Raw genomic sequence first — 14,744 nt, forward strand, 5'->3', positions numbered from 1 at the left:
CATACACCTAAATATGACAATTATTAAAGAAAGATTTTGTTGCGAGTCAAATATTTTTAGCAGGGACTAAAAATATGGACATTTTATTAATGGCCGAGATGAAAAGAAAAATGAATCTGTAAGCAAGGTATTACCAATAGAACAAGATTGCACTTTAGGCTTATTTTCGATATAATTTTAGTGTTGATAACGAACCTGAGGTGTATAAATGTTTGAATTCTTAATTGATTTGACAAACATTCCAAGCTATCAAACCATCTACATTACTGTAATGATAGGACTAATGGTTAAGTACTTTTGGGATATTAACCTGCAAATCACTGTGAATGATGAATTTATCGCATCAGATGGCCTTTATTTGCAAAGAGTCATCACGACGGTAAATTTTAATGTTCAAAAATATAATACTCCCATTCTGCAATGGATCTGTAAAAATATCCGAAAAAGAATGGAAAGCACTGCTGATGATCCGGAAAAACCGTTTCTCCTCCTGATATAGACTAAATCTTTCAACGAAATAGGAGGAGTCACAATGACGAAATCAGCAAAAAAACTAGTTTTAGTATTTATGACAATATTAACTGCCATCATGCTTAGCGCATGTTCAACAACAGGTAGCGGAAGTGGAAGCAGCGGAGGCTGGTTCCATAATACGGTCGTCGAGCCATTTGCGTCCTTGATACATGGGACAGCAATGCTATTTAATGGCAGCTTTGGACTTGCAATCATCCTGATTACACTTATCATCCGCCTTTTGTTAATGCCGCTAATGCTGCGTCAGTATAAAAAACAACAGACGATGAAAGAAAAGATGGAGTTAATCAAGCCAGAAATGGATCGAATCCAAAAAAAGCTAAAAACAACGAAAGACCAAAAAGAACAACAAAACCTGCAGCGTGAAATGATGGACCTATATAAAACACATGGAGTTAATCCATTGTCTATGGGCTGTCTGCCAATGATTATTCAGATGCCTATTCTAATGGGCTTCTATTATGCTATAAGAGGCTCTCAGGAAATTGCCAGCCATACATTCTTATGGTTTAATCTTGGTCATTCCGACCTGATATTAACGGCCATTGCTGGTATTGTTTATTATTTACAGTTCCGTGTGACGCAAAATACGATGACTGCCGAACAACAAAAGCAAATGAAATTCATGGGACTAATTTCACCTATCATGATTGTAATGGTATCACTTAATGCACCTGCTGCTCTTCCGTTATACTGGACAGTCGGTGGTATTTTCCTAATATTACAATCCATGCTTGGACGCAAATTATATCCACCTGCAGTTAAAGATGCTGTAGTTACCAAAAAAGACAAACAATAAGCACCAAAAAACAGACGAGATATTCTCCGTCTGTTTTTTCTTTTATCCAATATTTGCTGCCATGTAACCTAACCACGCAAAAAGAAGCCCACCGCCAAAGGAAATCAATACATACCATGAAAACGTCCTTATATTTTTGCCTTTCCACAGCTCAGCAGCCTCGACTGCCAATGTGGAAAAGGTGGTGTATGCTCCTAAAAAACCGACTGCAAACAGGAGATGAATTGTTTCATTGACATGAAATCCTGCTGTCAATCCTAATAGAAAAGAACCTGTCAAATTTATAATCAGTGTAGCTATTGGCATAGCAGATTTTATTTTTGATTTTATATATTGCATCAGCCAATAACGGCTAATTGCTCCCAAAAAACCGCCAATAGCAACTGTACCCAACATTTCAACCATAATGATGTCCTCTTTCAGCAAGCTTTGTTCCAAGCAAAATTCCGAAAAAAGCGGCAGCTGGTCCAAGCAGCCCGCTCGCTGCCATATAAGCAAACGCATGCATAACCTCACCCTTTTGGAGAAGGGTCAATGTATCAAGACTGAAGGTTGACAAGGTCGTGAACGAGCCAACAATCCCTGTACCGATTGCTGTTGAAAATATTGGGGGGAGTTTTTTTCTTTCTGTAATATACTTCGTAAACCAGCCAAGGAAAAAAGAACCTATAATATTTATTGCTAGTGTATGATACGGAAAAGCACCCGCTCCGAGACTACATAAGTATCTAGCTATACTTCCGATAACCCCGCCGATGCCAATATATAAATAAACCAATGTGATCCCCAGCTTTCCATGTAAAAAGGAGAAAACATTTTCTGCTTTCTCCCAGTCATTCCTATAAATCTTGAAAATAATCCTTATAAAATCCGCCGACTTTTCCAGAATTATCTACAATGAAATAAAATTCTTCTGTTTCATTTTTAACTTCATATGTTTCGCCGACTGTCAGCACTCTATTAACAATATACTTGCTGGCATCTGTATGTATGCACTTCACTTTTTTAACTGTATTCTTGTCATTCCATATTTCATGTATCAATTTGTTAGAGCCCCTTTCACTTATATACTACTTAAGTATATAGCCAGAATGCCCTTTAACGCAACCTATCCTTGCCTCACGACACTAAATTTCTTTCATTATGCATTTGCAAAAATATGCTGCTTCGATCAAAGGTAAACCACTGCCCTGTCGAAGCCTGTTGAAATGTTATATAGCACTGTTTTTTAATCCAGTCCATCCTTTTGAATTCCATTGCCGTATATGTTTTGTCTTTGTCATTAATTGTATATAGTTGATTTTTCGCCTGTATATTCATCATATATGACCTTCTTTCTATGATGTCTTCTGATAGATATATACCACTGGCGAATTGTCCGTTAAACATACATAAGCCTATATTTTTTCATTTGTTCCTAAATTCCCTAAAAAACGTGCCCAATCATGGCCTTCAATTTCGTGCAAGAGCATCTCTTCTTTATTACAAACATAGGTAAATGCTTTAGTAGTATTGTTGTTATTGTCATACACTTCGACCTCAACCCGCACATATAAGCTGTTAAGGTCATTAGGTGTATAATCCTCAAACTCATCCAGCATGTAAAGCTCAGATTGTGGGACTGCAAATATTTCCCCTCGCACCTTCTCCCTTCCCCGATTGAGTGCTAAGAAGGGGTATCCTGCTCCTGCATCGTATAATTTGCCATATACCCACACATCTTCTGCAATACAGCGATAGTTTTTCATCATATAATGATTGATTTGCTGCTTTCTTAAAGTTCCATACACAAAGACTAGCACATTCAATAGTCCCACAGCTCCCTCTTCGGTTATCCAGCTATCAGCTTTATCGTATAGCTTCTATGTCTTGGTCCATCAAACTCGCAAAAATAAATTCCCTGCCATGTACCTAAAGTTAATTTCCCGTTATTAATTATTACCATTTCTGAGGCACCAACTGTACTTGCTTTCATATGTGCGGCTGTATTTCCTTCCAGATGCCTGTCCTTATCCAGATTCCAAGGGTATACTTCGTCAAAACGGCGAATCATATCCGTGACAACATCCGGATCAGCATTTTCATTTATTGTTATTCCTGCTGTTGTGTGGGGGCAATACACGATTACAACACCTTCTTTTATTTTTGATTCTGTAACAGCAGTCTGAATCTCGTCTGTTATCTCATAAAAATTTGTATGTTTGCTAGTTTCCAAGCTCTTTTGTATTAGCATAACTACTGTGCCCCTTTCTAATATTAGTCTTTACTATATAACCGATTTTCAAAAACTATAACATGTCTATCTGATAATTTTCGAATATACCAGTTAAAATTATCCAACACAAGCCTTTTGCTTTTCATTGCTATCGCTTTGCGTTAATATGTACATTGTAAGAATATTCAATCCAATTTATTAAAGGAGGATGCAAAATGAAAATTATGAGCAATGAACAGCTGATTTTTTCTTATCGAGATGCATTGAAAGCCGGTAATGAAGAGGAATGGATACTTATACTGAAGCAGGAAATGGACGAACGTGGTCTTAATCCTAGTATTGTGACTGAATAGAACAAAAAAGAGGATGCTAATCGCTTAGCATCCTCTTTCTATTAAGCTTCAAAAAGTAATGATTCAGGATCTTCGAGCAACGCTTTAACTCTTGCGAGGAACGTTACCGCTTCCTTCCCGTCGATGATACGATGGTCATAGGAAAGTGCTAAATACATCATTGGCCTGTTTTCCATTCTTTCCTTGTCAATGGCAACAGGTCGCATTTGGATTTTATGCATTCCCAATATACCAACCTGTGGTCCGTTTAAGATAGGTGTTGATAAAAGCGACCCGAACACACCGCCATTAGTAATGGTGAATGTTCCTCCTTGCAAGTCTGCTAAGGACAATTTATTATTACGCGCTTTATCTGCAAACGTCATAATATCACTTTCTATTTCGGCAAAGTTTTTACGATCCGCATCACGAAGGACTGGGACAACCAACCCATCATCTGTGGAAACAGCTATGCCGATATCATAGAATTTTTTTAGGACAATCTCGTCACCCTGTATTTCAGCGTTTAACAGCGGAGCTTTTTTCAAGCAAGCAACAACTGCTTTTGTAAAGAAGGACATGAACCCAAGCTTCACATCATTTTCTTTATGGAATTGATCCTTGCGTTTATTTCTTAGGTTCATAATATTGCTCATATCCACCTCGTTAAAGGTTGTAAGCATTGCCGTGTTTTGTTGTACCTCTACAAGCCTTGAGGCAATTGTTTGTCTTCTGCGCGTCATTCTAACACGCTCTGTCGGCTTGCCTGGATTTGCTTCTGCTTTAGGCTGCTTTGTCTCTTTCTCTTTTGGTGCAGGTGGTGCAGGCTGTTCCTTTCTTCGATCATGCTCTATAACATCATGGGCACGCAATCTTCCTAACGGATCATTTGATAAAACTTGCGATAAATCAATCCCTTTTTCTCTTGCTAGCTTTCTTGCAGATGGGGAAGCGATTGGATATCCTTTTGCTTCCGGCTTAAGCGGGCTTGGTTCCTCTTTTACAGGTGGAGCTTCATTAACTACAGGCGCTTCTGGGACAGCCGCTTTGGGCGGTTCTTCTGCTGCCTTGGTGTTGGCACTGCCTTCAGACACGATAGCGATTATTTCTCCAACCTGAACTGTATCGCCTTCATTAGCCTTCAATTCCTGTAAAATACCACTTTCTTCAGAAATGATTTCAACGTTTACCTTGTCTGTTTCCAGTTCTACTATATAGTCACCTTTTTCTACATATTCCCCTGTTTTTTTCAGCCATTGTGCTACGGTACCTTCTGTAATTGATTCTGCTAGTTCTGGTATTTTAATCTCACCCATCTTAAAAATCCCCCTCTATTCAATCCATGTCAATGCTTTATTAATAATTCTTGCTTGATTTTTGCGATGAACAATTGGGTCCCCTTCTGCAGGACTTGATCTTCTGCGTCGTCCTATATAATCAAATGTGACAGTCTCCGGAAGCAGCTTCTTCACTCTTGGCTCCATAAAGCTCCATGCTCCCATATTTTGAGGCTCCTCTTGCACCCATCTGATTTCTTTTAAATTAGGATATTTTATTAAAATTTCTTTCAATTTATTCGCTGGGAACGGATAAAGTTCCTCAATACGGACACTATGAACCCAATCTGAATCCTCCAGCTGCATAATACCTTGATGAAGGTCGATTGCTATCTTTCCAGTTGAGAGCAAAATGCGTTTCACAGCTTGAGGATTTTTGCCAGTAAGTTCTTCCTCAATTACTGGTTGAAACGTATCGTTGCTGAATGCACTTACACTTGATGCCACATCTGCATTTCTTAACAAGCTTTTTGGTGTCATGATTACTAGCGGTCTTACCTCTTCTTTATTCAAGATGGCTGCCTGTCTGCGCAAAATATGAAAATATTGAGCAGATGACGTTAAATTGGCAACTGTCCAGTTATTTTCCGCAGCAGAAGTCAGAAATCTTTCCATTCGTCCGCTCGAATGCTCTGGTCCTTGGCCTTCATATGCATGTGGAAGCAGCATAACTAACCCAGACTTTTGTCCCCATTTTGCTCTTCCTGCTGAAATGAACTGGTCAAAAATAACTTGAGCAGCATTCGCAAAATCGCCGAATTGGGCTTCCCATAGCACGAGTGTTTCTGGAGCAAACACATTATAGCCATATTCAAAACCAAGAACTGCACCTTCTGACAGCGGGCTGTTATGTACCGCAAAGGACGCTTGTGCAGTTGACAACAAATGGAGCGGTGAGTAAACCTGATCTGATTCATTATCATGAAGCACAATATTTCTATGTGCAAAGGTTCCGCGCTCTGAGTCCTGGCCAGACAAACGAATTGGCGTGCCGTCCTGTATAATGCTCGCATAGGCTAAAGTCTCAGCCAAGCCCCAATCAATCTTCCCTTCCTCTATAGCTGCTTCACGTCGTTTTAAAATTTTACTTAATTTGTCAAATACACGGAAGTTATCAGGAAACGAAATTAATTCTGAATTAATTTCCTTCAGCCGTTTTTCTGAAATAGTTGTATCAATCATCGGCAGATCTCTTTCAACCGAATTCGGAGGAAGTGCTTCTTCGTCCATTTCTTCCTTTGTTGGCACTTTATCATACGCTTGCTTCAATTTAGCAATAACGTCCTTTTTAAAGCCTTGGAAATCAGTTTCAGACAATACACCTTGTTCCTCTAATACTTTAAAGTAGCTCGCTGTTATCGTCGGATGTTCCTTGATTATTTTGTACATCAATGGATTTGTAGTCATCGGCTCATCCATTTCATTATGTCCATATCTTCTATAGCCGATCAAATCAATCAAGAAGTCCTTGTTAAAGGCAGCTCTGTACTCACATGCCAGCTTTGCAGCCTTGATTACCGCTTCTGGATCGTCTGCATTTACATGTATGATTGGAATTTCAAAACCTTTGGCAAGGTCACTTGCATACCTTGTCGATCTTGAGTCCCTTGATTCTGTTGTAAATCCAATCGTATTATTTGCGATTATGTGTATCGTACCACCTGTTCGGTATCCTTTAAGCCCAGTCAGATTCAGTGTTTCTGCAACAATTCCTTGCCCTGGAAATGCCGCGTCCCCATGAATGAGGATAGCTTGTGCAGATTGATGGTTCTCTTCTGGAAAGCCTGGGGCTGTTCTGTCATCTTGTGATGCGCGTGTAAATCCTTCAACAACAGCACCGACAAACTCCAGATGGCTTGGATTATTTGCCAATGTAAGGCGTACATTCGATGTACTGCTCTTTTTGATTTGTCTGTTCAGCCCTAAGTGATATTTCACATCACCTGTCCAGCCAAAGCTTATACCAATTGATCCTTCTGAAGGAACAAGCTTTTTATTTGGGGCATGCTGAAATTCAGCAAAAATCATTTCATACGGCTTTTCAAGCACATGTGCCAACACATTTAACCTTCCTCTGTGCGCCATCCCAATATGTACGTTTTTTGCACCGTTAACAACAGACTGAGATATAATTTCATCAAGCAATGGAACCATTGTATCAAGGCCTTCAATCGAGAATCGCTTTTGGCCAACATATGTTTTATGTAAAAAATTTTCGAATTCCTCAACCTCTACAACTCTTTTTAGCAGTTTTTTCTGCAGTTCTTTATTGCAGGCAGGTTTAAGACTTCCTGATTCCACCTTTTTCTGAAGCCAGTTTTTTTCATTTATATCGTTTACATGGTAAAATTCAAAAGCAATTTTATTCATATAAACATCCTTTAAATATTGCACAACTTCAAAGCCATTTCTTACAGTGCTTGGCACATCCTGGCAAAGCAGGGATGCATCGATTTTAACTAAGTCCTCTTTCGTTAGCTGATAGCGAGACAACTCGAAAAGTTCCTCTTGCCTATGTACATCACCCAATGGATAAATATCTGCAGCTAAATGGCCATACGCCCTAATTTTGTTCACTAATGTAACTGCTGCAATAACCTTTTCAACTTCTAAATTACTTCCAGAAGATAGTGCTGGTTCACGTACTGTGTCTTCCTGTTCGATTGGTGACCCCCATGTTGCGAAAAAATCGCGCATTTCCTCATCAACAGAATCAGGATTTTCTAAGTATTTGTCGTACAGCTCCATTGCAACCCCGAGATTGGGTCCATAAAACGCTGGCTGATAGGAGCCTTTACCATTAGATGGCTTTCCCATGAAAATTTCCCTCCACCACATTTAGTAACAACTATATTCCCCATATGCTTGCCCTTTACACTTTCAAGGCGCTTATCTGATAAAAATAAAACGTTTACATTTGTATTTTAACACGGTATTGCACCCGTTACAAAAGATTTACCCATTTTAATAGTAAAAATATTGTAAATTTTTTTCACGCCTTTTTTTACTGTGGTAAAAAACCTTTTATAATAAATAAATATGCTCGGATTCTGGGATAATGTTTATAAGTTTTTAATTAGTTTTCATCCGTTTTTTGTCTATTTTTTCTTCCGAATAATAAAAAAATGCTGCCCACATTACAGAGCAGCACAACATATTTATTTATTAGCTTGTTATTTAGTGGCAGTAACATTTTCAGGCAATGATATGGTTACGGTTGTACCCTCTCCAAGCCTGCTGTCTAATTGTATACTGCCTTGATAATAATCGACGATTTTTTTGGCTATTGCCAATCCAAGACCTGTTCCTCCTTGACCTCTGCTTCGGGCTTTATCTACTCTGTAGAACCGGTCAAATACTTTGTCAATCTCTTTATCCGGGATACCGATACCTTTATCGCTTATTTGTAAAATAAACAGCCTGTCCTTTTTAGATGTTGAAATAGAAATCTCTTTACTTGCTCCTGAGTATTTAATTGCGTTGTCAAGAAGGATTGTAAGTACCTGCTGAAAATGCTGTTCTGCAATTCCATTAAGCTGGTTTGATTGTAGTTGAACATCAAACTTAAAGTCACTGTGCAGCATTTGAAAATCCTTAACAGCGCCTTCAATGATTGTATTAACCATTTCAGGTGATAAATTGTCCTGGTCAAGCCTGTTATGATCTAATCTAGTTAAATCAAGCAGAGTGAGTACTAGTTTTTTTAGTTTCTCTGTTTCATCAAGGGACGCCTTCAATGATTCTTCCAGTATTTCAGGATTATGCTTCCCCCATCTATTTAACATGGAAAGGTGACCTTCCAAAATGGAAATTGGCGTTCTTAGCTCGTGAGAAGCATCTTCGACAAATTGCTTTTGTGCTTGAAAGGACAATTCAATTCGGTCCATCATATGATTAAAAATCGTCGAAAGTTCTGAAATTTCATCCTTTTGCGGATACACAGGCATTCTTTCTTTAAAGCCAGCACTTTTTATTTTTTTCATTGTGTTTGTCATAATGCTTAATGGTTTTAGAAGCTCTCTTGACATCAAATAACCAATTAGCGCACTTATCAAAATTGCTGCAATTGCAAACAGCATCATCGCAAACGCTAAATGCTTCATAACAAGCTTATACGAATCAAGCAGCCTGATGATTTCAATTTCCCCTGTAAATTCCTTGCTTTTTATCGGGTAACTGTAAACTAATGACTGCTCTTCCCCAACAGAAACATACTTGAGCTCTTTTTCGTCATTAACAATGTCCGGTTCGAGAATCGGAAAATCTCCGTTCAAATGAGAAATAAGAACATTGCCGTCTTCATCAATTACGCGAATCAGCTGATTTTTTGTGTTCAATTGCTCTAATGTAGTCAAGCTGTTTTTGATTTTTGTTTCACTTATCGTTTTATCGTCCGTTTTCAAGTATGCCACAAACTCATTCATTGTTTGTCTGACATCATTTTCTTCCTGGTTCATTAACCAAGTCGATACAGTATGAAATTCAAAAAACGTAAAGATGCTGTATGTGAGAAAAATACTTAAGGATAAGCCTAGTGTCAGTTTCCATTTCCATGGAAGCAAGGATAGTCTTCTTACGATATTCATCTCATCACATACCCTATTCCTCTGACTGTTTCAATGTATTGTTCCTTTCCTGACGGATCAAGTTTATTCCTTAAGTAACGGACATATACATCAATCACATTTGTCTCCACTTCAGACTCATAGCCCCATATTTTATTTAAAAGCACATCCCTTGTAAGTACTATGTTAATATTGCTCATAAACATGCTGAGAAGGTCGTATTCTCTTTTTGTCAGTGCTATAACTTCCTTGCCTTTTCTGGCAATATGGGACTCCAATTCCAGTACAATATCTTTATATGTAAGCACTGTCAGCTTTTGCACTGGCTCTGTTTGTTCGCTTGAGATGTTTTCAATTCTCCTGAATAGCGCTCTAAGTCTTGCAAGCAGCTCTTCAATGGCGAATGGCTTCACTAAATAATCGTCTGCCCCGCTGTCTAGTCCTGAAACCCTGTCAAGAACATTGTCCCTTGCAGTTATCATCAATATTGGTGTGTTTTTCACTTGACGGATTCTTCTGCAAACCTCCATCCCATTCAATTCTGGAAGCATGAGATCAAGGAGGATAACGTCCCACTGCTCGGAAATCGCTTTATTAAGACCGCTTCTGCCGTCCGCACAAACCTCTGTATGATAGCCTTCATAATTCAATTCCAGCTCAATAAACCGAGCAAGATTTTTTTCATCTTCGATAATAAGGATTCTCTTCATCTATATCACCCACATTCTAAACATACTTCTAGTTTACCATGGACTGACTCCTGTCAAACAGTGTTGCCACTTGTATACAAAGAAGGAGCGGGATGTTTTCCATCCCGCTGCTTTAGTCATTATATCATTTATTTCTTCTATTCATAAATGTGTCTTTTATTGCATGTGTTATACCAACAATTTGTACTCCAAACAATGAAGCTGCTGTCAAGGATGAAAAAATAATCATCGCATATCGAAATACCATCACTTTTTTCCTCCCTTTATCTTTAACGTAGTTTGATAAACCCTATTTCCAAGTTGCATTTGTTTCTCTTGTTGTTAAATTACACCCCTATTCAAAAAATCGAATGAGAAAAACATTAAAAATACATGAGAACACGTTTTCAGCCGAATATTTTTTTTGAAAATGACGGAAGCTATAAATCGGGACTTGCAGGGTGCATTCCATTCGAAAAATAATGGCCAAACAAGGAGGAAAATTAATGAATGTGGGCAGAGCTATTGAAATCATGAATGCTGGCGAAATTGTTCATGTAAGTTATAATGGTGAACAAATTTTCATTCAGAATGTCAATGAGGATTCTAAAACGGCAAGAATTTATACGAAAAACAATCCCGAACAAGAGCTAGAGGTCGATGTTCTTCAGCTTATTGAAGAGCAATAAGCTACTTTTTATTCTAAAAATATAGAAAAAGCAAAATAATAGTTGCAATTATTGGAAAGGTATAGTAAATTTAATTTCAATTACATAGTATTTTCTTATCAAGAGAGGTAGAGGGAATGGCCCGAAGAAACCTCAGCAACCTTCAGCTTGTTTTCACAAGACTGAAAAGGTGCTAATTCCATCAAGCGTAATGCTTGAAGAGATAAGAAGAATGGCCATAATGAAAATTCATGTCTTCTTCTTATTTTTAGGGAGAGGACTTTTTTATTTCTTTTTTTCCATACCTGCTCTCCTATTCTTGGTAGAATAATACTTTTAGATAATATCAAACTATTTTAAATAACTTCTATATTTTGAATAGTCAGGAACGAGAAGGAGTGTACCAATATGTATGATGTAGAGACTAAATTAGCCCAAATAGGCAACAGAAGCGAAAAAGCAACAGGAACTGTCAACCCGCCAGTTTATTTTTCAACGGCTTATAGACATACTGGAATAGGCGAATCCACTGGGTATGATTATACTCGCACAGGAAATCCAACAAGAGAGGTTTTAGAAAAGGCAATTGCTGACCTTGAGGAAGGCGACCGCGGTTTTGCTTGTAGTTCAGGCATGGCAGCTATTCAAACGATCCTTTCTTTATTTCAAAGCGGCGATGAATGGATTATATCTAAAGACCTTTACGGCGGCACTTACCGTCTGCTTGAACAAGGTTTTAAAAAGTGGGGCCTTCGATGTTGTTATGTAAATACATCTAGCATTGAGGACATTGCTGCTGCAATTACGGAAAATACAAAAGCTATTTTCATAGAAACACCTACTAACCCTCTTATGGAAACAGCAGATATCGAAAAAGCTGCACAGCTTGCAAAACAGCATGATATTCTGTTGATCGTTGATAACACGTTTTATACTCCTCTTATCCAGCAGCCAATTAGGCTTGGAGCAGACATCGTCATCCATAGTGCCACAAAATATCTTGGCGGCCATAATGATGTGCTTGCAGGACTGATTGTCGCAAAAGGCGAAGAAATCTGTCAGGAGCTTGCTTTGCATCATAATGCTGCTGGCGCTGTGTTGAGCCCATTTGATTCTTGGCTGTTAATGCGCGGAATGAAAACATTAGCACTAAGAATGGAGAAGCATGAAGAAAATGCAAGAGCACTTCAAACCTTCCTTAATGGTCATGATGCAGTCCTTGATGTACTGTACCCTGGCAGAGGCGGAATGATCTCCTTTAGAGTACAAGATGAAGCTTGGGTCAATCCATTCCTACAAAACCTAACATTAATCTCATTTGCAGAAAGCTTGGGCGGCGTTGAAAGCTTCATAACATACCCTGCTACCCAAACACATGCTGATATTCCAGAGAAAATCAGACTTGAAACAGGTGTTTGTAACCGTCTGCTTCGTTTTTCCGTTGGCATTGAAAATGTTGATGATTTAATTAAAGACTTGGATAAAGCCTTTACCATTGCCAAGGAGGTAATAAAATGAGCAAACAATATTCTTTTGAAACGAAGCTGCTACACAACAAACATAAATTCGATCCAGCAACAGGTGCAGTAAGTGTGCCAATCCAGCATGCCTCTACTTTCCATCAGCAAGAGATTGATAGCTTTGGAAAATATGATTATGCAAGAAGTCAAAACCCGACAAGGGAAGCTCTTGAGGAAATCATTGCAGATTTAGAGGATGGTTCTAAAGGTTTTGCATTTGCTTCAGGAATGGCGGCTATTTCCAGCGCCTTCCTTCTCCTTTCTCAAGGAGATCATGTCTTAATTTCAGAGGATGTATATGGTGGCACTTACCGTATGGTAACAACGGTGCTTAACCGTTTTGGAATTGAGCATACATTCGTGGACATGACAGATCTTGCTGCAGTCGAAGCTGCAGTTAAGCCTAACACGAAGGTTTTCTATATTGAAACTCCTTCCAATCCGCTTATGAAGGTAACGGATATTAAAGCAGTCAGCAAGTTAGCTAAACAAAATGATGCATGGACATTTGTCGATAATACCTTTTTGACTCCTGCTTTGCAAAAGCCATTGTCACTTGGTGCCGATATTGTTCTTCACAGTGCGACTAAATTCCTTTCAGGCCACAGTGACGTTATTGCCGGTCTTGCTGTTGTTAAGGGAGAAGAACTTGCGAAACAGCTCGGTTATATTCAAAATTCCTTTGGTGCCGTTCTTGGAGTGCAGGATTGCTGGCTTTTAATGCGAGGCATAAAAACATTGCATGTACGCATGAAGCATTCCAGTGAGGCTGCTGCAGAAATTGCTGCCTATCTCCATAATCATCCAGCAATTAAAAAAGTGTATTATCCAGGCTTCAGTGACCACCCACAATATGATATTCAGCAGGAACAGGCAACAAGCCCTGGAGCTGTATTTTCGTTCGAGCTGCATAGTGAGGAAGCGATGCGTACGTTTGTGAAAAATGTAGAGCTGCCTGTTTTTGCAGTTAGTTTAGGAGCTGTTGAATCTATTCTTTCTTATCCGGCAAAAATGTCTCATGCTGCGATGGATCCAATTGCCCGCCAAGAAAGAGGCATCAGTGACGCACTGCTACGTCTGTCTGTCGGCTTGGAAAATCCTCAGGATTTAATTGCAGACTTTGAAGCAGCATTAAAGAAAACGGCTGAGCTTCACTATATTTAATGGAAGATTCAGGACTCGAATGTCCTGAATTTTTTTTATTTACAGATTTTATAAAGGGAAAAATCTCGTGGCAAAAACCTCATTGAAAAACAACCATAACAACTTGTAGCTGCCCTTCTATTCAATTTCCAACAACATTCTTCAAGCAATCAGGAGATAATATAGGCACTGATAAAAGGTCCTTTGCCTAACGAATTTAAGGAGCCATAGCAGTCTGACACGAAAGATGAATTTCGTAGCAAAGAGGATAATAATTCATTAAAATTGGCTTATTGCTAGCGATCCTAATAACTTTTTACACAAAAAAGACCTCCTGACATATAAGGAGATCGTCTTTTCAATCTAAGAATAATGCGTCTATGTCCAAATATTTGGATATAACCTTTGATATTTTCTTCCACTCTTTTGCCTTCATATCAATATAGCTGAATACATAGCTGCTGTTTGTCGTTTTAAGCTGTATCGTATAAAGACTTTCTCTCCCATATACCCCTTCGTCACTGTCCCAGTCCCAGATTTTTATTTTATACAGGTCCTTTTTCAAATCTGTGTATGAGAAATAAGGAAAAAGTATCTTTTTAGGCATAAATCCTTGATTATCTGAGAAAAAGCTCCAAGACTGTAAATGATAAATTTCAAAAAGAAAATCAATTTTAAGCCTGTAGGAACGATTTCCTTTTTTTACATCTAATGTAATTTGGCTGATTTCTTTTTCAGGATTAATCGAAACTATATTATTATGGACAGTGAACAAGTCCTTTTTACGGCTAATTACCGACTTAACAGAGGAAAGCTGTATTTCCTTATCAGTTGCTGCTGAATTTTTAACTGAAGACACCATCTTTTCATAAATAGTGCTGATTGGTATTGGACCATTTTCCTCCAAAACCTCAATGATTCTTTCATACATATTGCCCATTA

Annotated in this window: 18 protein-coding genes and 1 riboswitch; of the genes, 6 read left to right on the forward strand and 12 right to left on the reverse strand. The window is 38.5% G+C overall.

From position 1 onward, the window contains the following. Nucleotides 1–208: 208 nt before the first annotated feature. Nucleotides 209–499: a hypothetical protein gene (locus tag CEQ21_RS23250; protein WP_127741203.1), complete on the forward strand. Its 291-nt coding sequence runs from the start codon at nt 209–211 to the stop codon at nt 497–499. Nucleotides 500–532: 33 nt separating this feature from the next. After that, nucleotides 533–1,333 carry a membrane protein insertase YidC gene (yidC, locus tag CEQ21_RS23255; RefSeq protein ID WP_185766587.1) on the forward strand — a complete coding sequence of 267 codons (801 nt, stop codon included), beginning with the start codon at nt 533–535 and terminating at the stop codon, nt 1,331–1,333. Nucleotides 1,334–1,375: 42 nt separating this feature from the next. Here yidC and crcB (CEQ21_RS23260) read toward each other — a convergent pair whose 3' ends face one another. The 6 genes from crcB (CEQ21_RS23260) to CEQ21_RS23285 form a co-directional block, all read right to left on the reverse strand. Continuing rightward, complete coding sequence (gene crcB, locus CEQ21_RS23260; RefSeq protein ID WP_185766588.1) at nt 1,376–1,738, reverse strand: fluoride efflux transporter CrcB; 363 nt, start codon at nt 1,736–1,738, stop codon at nt 1,376–1,378. Then, complete coding sequence (gene crcB / locus CEQ21_RS23265) at nt 1,731–2,111, reverse strand: fluoride efflux transporter CrcB (protein ID WP_185766589.1); 381 nt, start codon at nt 2,109–2,111, stop codon at nt 1,731–1,733. Before crcB (CEQ21_RS23265) ends, crcB (CEQ21_RS23260) begins: the two co-directional genes overlap by 8 nt. A gap of 61 nt (nt 2,112–2,172) precedes the next feature. After that, nucleotides 2,173–2,376 (reverse strand): DUF6501 family protein, encoded by a 204-nt coding sequence (locus CEQ21_RS23270; RefSeq protein ID WP_127741211.1) that lies wholly within the window; start codon nt 2,374–2,376, stop codon nt 2,173–2,175. A 76-nt stretch (nt 2,377–2,452) separates the two neighbouring features. Beyond that, the gene (locus tag CEQ21_RS23275) at nt 2,453–2,656 is read right to left on the reverse strand and encodes a hypothetical protein (RefSeq protein ID WP_185766590.1); all 204 of its coding nucleotides are present in this window, start codon (nt 2,654–2,656) and stop codon (nt 2,453–2,455) included. 74 nt (nt 2,657–2,730) lie between these two features. Then, the gene (locus CEQ21_RS23280; RefSeq protein ID WP_235907423.1) at nt 2,731–3,135 is read right to left on the reverse strand and encodes a gamma-glutamylcyclotransferase family protein; all 405 of its coding nucleotides are present in this window, start codon (nt 3,133–3,135) and stop codon (nt 2,731–2,733) included. Nucleotides 3,136–3,164: 29 nt separating this feature from the next. Next, nucleotides 3,165–3,566: a secondary thiamine-phosphate synthase enzyme YjbQ gene (locus CEQ21_RS23285; RefSeq protein WP_185766592.1), complete on the reverse strand. Its 402-nt coding sequence runs from the start codon at nt 3,564–3,566 to the stop codon at nt 3,165–3,167. Between the two features lie 197 nt (nt 3,567–3,763). Between CEQ21_RS23285 and sda the strand changes: the two genes are divergently transcribed. Further along, entirely contained in the window at nt 3,764–3,901 is a 138-nt protein-coding gene (gene sda / locus CEQ21_RS23290; RefSeq protein ID WP_185766593.1) for a sporulation histidine kinase inhibitor Sda, read from the forward strand. Between the two features lie 41 nt (nt 3,902–3,942). Here the strand turns inward: sda and odhB are convergent, their stop codons facing one another. The 5 genes from odhB to CEQ21_RS27315 form a co-directional block, all read right to left on the reverse strand. Continuing rightward, entirely contained in the window at nt 3,943–5,196 is a 1,254-nt protein-coding gene (gene odhB, locus CEQ21_RS23295; protein WP_185766594.1) for a 2-oxoglutarate dehydrogenase complex dihydrolipoyllysine-residue succinyltransferase, read from the reverse strand. A 15-nt stretch (nt 5,197–5,211) separates the two neighbouring features. Further along, on the reverse strand, nt 5,212–8,034 hold the full coding sequence (locus CEQ21_RS23300; protein ID WP_185766595.1) for a 2-oxoglutarate dehydrogenase E1 component: 2,823 nt from the start codon (nt 8,032–8,034) through the stop codon (nt 5,212–5,214). Nucleotides 8,035–8,390: 356 nt separating this feature from the next. Next, nucleotides 8,391–9,803 carry a HAMP domain-containing sensor histidine kinase gene (locus tag CEQ21_RS23305; RefSeq protein ID WP_185766596.1) on the reverse strand — a complete coding sequence of 471 codons (1,413 nt, stop codon included), beginning with the start codon at nt 9,801–9,803 and terminating at the stop codon, nt 8,391–8,393. Next, nucleotides 9,800–10,492, reverse strand: coding sequence for a response regulator transcription factor (locus tag CEQ21_RS23310; protein WP_185766597.1), 693 nt, complete (start codon nt 10,490–10,492; stop codon nt 9,800–9,802). The genes CEQ21_RS23305 and CEQ21_RS23310 overlap by 4 nt, the downstream gene beginning before the upstream one ends. Before the next feature lie 124 nt (nt 10,493–10,616). Next, complete coding sequence (locus CEQ21_RS27315; RefSeq protein ID WP_259347241.1) at nt 10,617–10,742, reverse strand: hypothetical protein; 126 nt, start codon at nt 10,740–10,742, stop codon at nt 10,617–10,619. A gap of 235 nt (nt 10,743–10,977) precedes the next feature. Here CEQ21_RS27315 and CEQ21_RS23315 point away from each other — a divergent pair, with 235 nt between their 5' ends. From CEQ21_RS23315 to metC, 3 genes are all read left to right on the forward strand, one after another. Continuing rightward, a complete protein-coding gene (locus CEQ21_RS23315) occupies nt 10,978–11,160 on the forward strand; it encodes an H-type small acid-soluble spore protein (protein WP_127741229.1) in 183 nt (60 codons plus the stop codon). A gap of 92 nt (nt 11,161–11,252) precedes the next feature. Further along, nucleotides 11,253–11,369: riboswitch (SAM riboswitch) on the forward strand. 178 nt (nt 11,370–11,547) lie between these two features. Next, entirely contained in the window at nt 11,548–12,657 is a 1,110-nt protein-coding gene (locus CEQ21_RS23320; RefSeq protein WP_185766598.1) for a methionine biosynthesis PLP-dependent protein, read from the forward strand. After that, nucleotides 12,654–13,823 (forward strand): cystathionine beta-lyase, encoded by a 1,170-nt coding sequence (metC, locus tag CEQ21_RS23325; RefSeq protein ID WP_185766599.1) that lies wholly within the window; start codon nt 12,654–12,656, stop codon nt 13,821–13,823. Before CEQ21_RS23320 ends, metC begins: the two co-directional genes overlap by 4 nt. Nucleotides 13,824–14,160: 337 nt before the next feature. Here the strand turns inward: metC and CEQ21_RS23330 are convergent, their stop codons facing one another. Then, nucleotides 14,161–14,742 (reverse strand): hypothetical protein, encoded by a 582-nt coding sequence (locus CEQ21_RS23330; RefSeq protein ID WP_185766600.1) that lies wholly within the window; start codon nt 14,740–14,742, stop codon nt 14,161–14,163. Between the last annotated feature and the right edge of the window lie 2 nt (nt 14,743–14,744).

This window comes from Niallia circulans (genome assembly GCF_007273535.1).
Taxonomy (GTDB): Bacteria; Bacillota; Bacilli; order Bacillales; family Cytobacillaceae; genus Niallia; species Niallia circulans_B.